Annotated in this window: 2 protein-coding genes and 2 pseudogenes; 2 read left to right on the top strand and 2 right to left on the bottom strand. The window is 65.3% G+C overall.

Annotated elements, in window-relative coordinates; genetic code table 11:
* The coding region (locus tag WAN02_RS06520; protein WP_422263350.1) for an Rv3654c family TadE-like protein at nt 1-212 on the top strand (212 nt) is incomplete at its 5' end.
* On the opposite strand, the pseudogene WAN02_RS06515 reads toward WAN02_RS06520, so the two are convergent.
* Nucleotides 209-430: pseudogene (locus tag WAN02_RS06515) on the bottom strand (hypothetical protein); the annotation flags it as partial. The gene WAN02_RS06520 and the pseudogene WAN02_RS06515 sit on opposite strands and share 4 nt — an antisense overlap.
* A 49-nt stretch (nt 431-479) precedes the next feature.
* A complete protein-coding gene (locus tag WAN02_RS06510) occupies nt 480-1,706 on the bottom strand; it encodes a PucR family transcriptional regulator (RefSeq protein ID WP_422263349.1) in 1,227 nt (408 codons plus the stop codon).
* 584 nt (nt 1,707-2,290) lie between these two features.
* Here WAN02_RS06510 and WAN02_RS06505 point away from each other — a divergent pair.
* Nucleotides 2,291-2,479: pseudogene (locus tag WAN02_RS06505) on the top strand (type II secretion system F family protein); the annotation flags it as partial.
* Between the last annotated feature and the right edge of the window lie 32 nt (nt 2,480-2,511).

Below are 2,511 nucleotides of genomic sequence, written 5' to 3'. Positions count from 1 at the left end.
CGGTCGATCTGGCCGCGTTGGCCGCCGCGGCGCGAGTACCCGCCGGCGCCGAATCAGCCTGCGCACAGGCCGGCGCGGTGGCCCGGGCGATGCGGGCTGATCCAGCCGGCTGCCTTGTCGACGACCTGGATGTCGTCGTAACGGTCGAGGTGGGCTTGGTAGTCGCCCGATGGGGTACAGCGCGGGCAGCTGCCCGCGCCGGCCCGGTCTAGTTGGATTCGGACAGGCCCGCTTCAGCCCGCTCGGCGGGGGTCGGCAACCGCGACGCGACTAACCCGGCGAACGTGTCCTGGTCGATTTCCACCCGGTTGACCGTCACGTGGACCGGTACCCACCCGCCGTCGTTGCCCGGCATCTGGAGCACCCTGCTGGTGGCACCGGCGGCGAACTCCGTGGTCATCGTCGCGGCGTCATTGGGATGCATCCGCGGGGGCATCGGCCCCGCCGGCATCGGACGCGGACGGCCGCGACGTCGGCGACTATGCGGTGTTTGGCAACATCAGCCGGCTGCGTACTTCCAAGGCCAACGTCAATTCGATGACATCGCGCGGCCGCGACATTGATCGGCCGGTGCGTCGTTCGATACGTTGTAGACGTTTGCGCACCGTGTTGGGATGAACAAAGAGAACATCGCCGGTGGCGCGCACCGAGCAGTCGTTGTCCAGCCACGTCCGGAACGTTTCGAAGAGTGTTTCGCGCTCCTCGTCGGGCAGGTCGCTAAAACCTTCTAGGGCGGCCGCCGCCGACTTCTCCATGATAGCGGGGGCGCTGACGGCAGCGGTGCTCAGCATCGAGCCATCGAACGCCGCCACCTTCGCTGTTGCCCTAGCGTGGCCACGCAGCGACACCTTCGCAAAGTGCAACCCCACGGGGGTGTCGCGCAGGTCGTGAAAGCTGGCACTGACACCGACCCGGTGGGTGGCCATCCGCGTCAACAATCCGAGAATCCTGTCGAGGTGGTGCTCGGAGGCGATGTGGGCGATGCCCACCTGCAGGTCGGGCAGCAGTCGCCAGGCCGAGTACACGTCCAGGCTGCGCAGCTTGGATTCGATTTCGGGCAGGGCCTCACGTCCCACAGCGTGAAGTTCGGCAGCGATGACCACGAATGGGCCTTCGGTCGGCAGCCGCAGATAGTTGGCGATTTCCCACAGCGTCCAGGCGTCGTGGTGTTGGCCGTGCAGCAGGGAGTCGATCATCACCGAGTGCTGCGACATCTCCTCGAGCGCCTCCCGGCGCTGCTGCTCACGGTAACCGCTGAACTTCGCGGTCTCGAACAGGTCTTCGACCGCATACAGGTTCGCCGTTATCTGATGCAGCGTTTGAATGTCGACGTTGGGATGGCGGGTCGCCTCGTCGACGCAGATCTGCCATAGCCGACGGAATCCAACGCGGTCGCCCTCGATCACCGCCGACACCGCCACCCGTTGCTGAGCCTGATCGGCTCCTGTCAGCGTGGCGTAATGCGGATCGAACTCGGTGGGGTCGGCCATTGCCGCGATCACCGAACGGACGCTCTCGACGCTGGGGTCGATGTGGGCTGGGATCCAGACGAAATCGGAGAGCTTGGGGGCGCCCGCGATGGCCGTTATCAGATCATCGGTCAACTCGTCGGCGCGCTGGGTGAGTGTATTCACCACGTCGGTAGCCGGTTGCGAGGACACCGACCAGCTCTTGGACGGCAGACCGACAGCGGACGGCTGCTTCATCGCTGCACCATATCTCGGATCGCGCGATCGCCGTGGCCAACTTTGACATCGCTACGATGATCCGGCTCGCGTTCTGAAACACCATGTGCCCTCATCTTTGATGACGAATCGAGACGGCAGATCGCCGCGCGGGGCAGGCCGTCGCCCGAGTCGGCAGATTGAAACGATTTTCGACCGTTGGTACGTCGGGGATCGCCAGGCATCACAGCTTTCTCCGTATCCGCATCGACTAGAACGACATTGTCTGGGGCGGCGGCGCCAGTGCCTGCCGATCTACACCCGCCAGGTTGTCCCCCGCGACGGAGTGTCCCCTCAACCTAGGACGCGTGCCCGGTACCGGGAATAATCGGGACGGTGCAATTGATGTCTGATCGTCCAGAATCTGGGTTCAGCTCGGTACGATCAGCAGGATTGCGGTTCAAGAGCAGGTGACTGCTGTGGACGTCGTCGGAGAAGTCGTGACGGCCGTGCGAACCGCACGGCCGACCGCGCGACGCACCGATTTGTACGGCAAGTGGGGTTTGAAACGCCGGCGATGATCACGGGGCCTGGATGTGCTCGCGGTATCCCTGGCCGCGGGGATGGCGGTGTCGACGCTCGCGACGCAATGCCGGCAGGACGCCGTGCACGCCGCCGCCGCGGCCGCTGAGCGCGCCGGGGTCTTGATTGCCGGTCCGCTGGGCCTGTGTTTCCTGCCCGCATTCGTGTGCCTGGGCATCATCCCGGTCGTCGCGGGGCTGGCCGGTGACGTACTGCAGTCGGGCTCGTTGTGACGGCGCCAGCGAGCGCTGTCTGGGATAATAGT

Source organism: Mycobacterium sp. (genome assembly GCF_049281135.1).
Classification (GTDB): Bacteria; Actinomycetota; Actinomycetes; order Mycobacteriales; family Mycobacteriaceae; genus Mycobacterium.
Note: the sequence above shows the minus strand (reverse complement) of the source record. Positions and strands in the feature narration are given on the sequence as shown.

What these genes read in the sequence shown, in the direction of transcription:
- WAN02_RS06510 (WP_422263349.1), bottom strand. Translation starts at nt 1,706, where the DNA reads ATGAAGCAGCCGTCCGCTGTCGGTCTGCCGTCCAAGAGCTGGTCGGTG.